The sequence below is a fragment of the Ligilactobacillus ubinensis genome (genome assembly GCF_024160875.1).
Lineage (GTDB): Bacteria > Bacillota > Bacilli > Lactobacillales > Lactobacillaceae > Ligilactobacillus > Ligilactobacillus ubinensis.
Genome location: NZ_JAIULA010000048.1, coordinates 1 through 936, shown reverse-complemented (window position 1 = coordinate 936; position 936 = coordinate 1). Strand labels below are relative to the sequence as shown.

Annotated in this window: 1 rRNA gene; it reads left to right on the top strand. The window is 49.7% G+C overall.

Annotation, left to right across the window (positions count from 1 at the left end):
- Positions 1 to 936, top strand: a 16S ribosomal RNA gene (locus tag LB941_RS12250); the annotation flags it as partial.

The window sequence follows — 936 nt, the reverse complement described above, 5'->3', positions numbered from 1 at the left end:
CATTGAGTGGCGAACGGGTGAGTAACACGTGGGTAACCTGCCCAAAAGAGGGGGATAACACTTGGAAACAGGTGCTAATACCGCATAACCATAACAACCGCATGGTTGTTATGTAAAAGATGGTTTTGCTATCACTTTTGGATGGACCCGCGGCGTATTAGCTAGTTGGTAAGGTAAAGGCTTACCAAGGCGATGATACGTAGCCGAACTGAGAGGTTGATCGGCCACATTGGGACTGAGACACGGCCCAAACTCCTACGGGAGGCAGCAGTAGGGAATCTTCCACAATGGACGAAAGTCTGATGGAGCAACGCCGCGTGAGTGAAGAAGGTCTTCGGATCGTAAAACTCTGTTGTTAGAGAAGAACGTGCATGATAGTAACTGATCATGTAATGACGGTATCTAACCAGAAAGCCACGGCTAACTACGTGCCAGCAGCCGCGGTAATACGTAGGTGGCAAGCGTTGTCCGGATTTATTGGGCGTAAAGGGAACGCAGGCGGTTTTTTAAGTCTGATGTGAAAGCCTTCGGCTTAACCGAAGAATAGCATTGGAAACTGGAAGACTTGAGTGCAGAAGAGGAGAGTGGAATTCCATGTGTAGCGGTGAAATGCGTAGATATATGGAGGAACACCAGTGGCGAAAGCGGCTCTCTGGTCTGTAACTGACGCTGAGGTTCGAAAGCGTGGGTAGCAAACAGGATTAGATACCCTGGTAGTCCACGCCGTAAACGATGAATGCTAAGTGTTGGAGGGTTTCCGCCCTTCAGTGCTGCAGCTAACGCAATAAGCATTCCGCCTGGGGAGTACGACCGCAAGGTTGAAACTCAAAGGAATTGACGGGGGCCCGCACAAGCGGTGGAGCATGTGGTTTAATTCGAAGCAACGCGAAGAACCTTACCAGGTCTTGACATCTTTTGACCATCTGAGAGATCAGA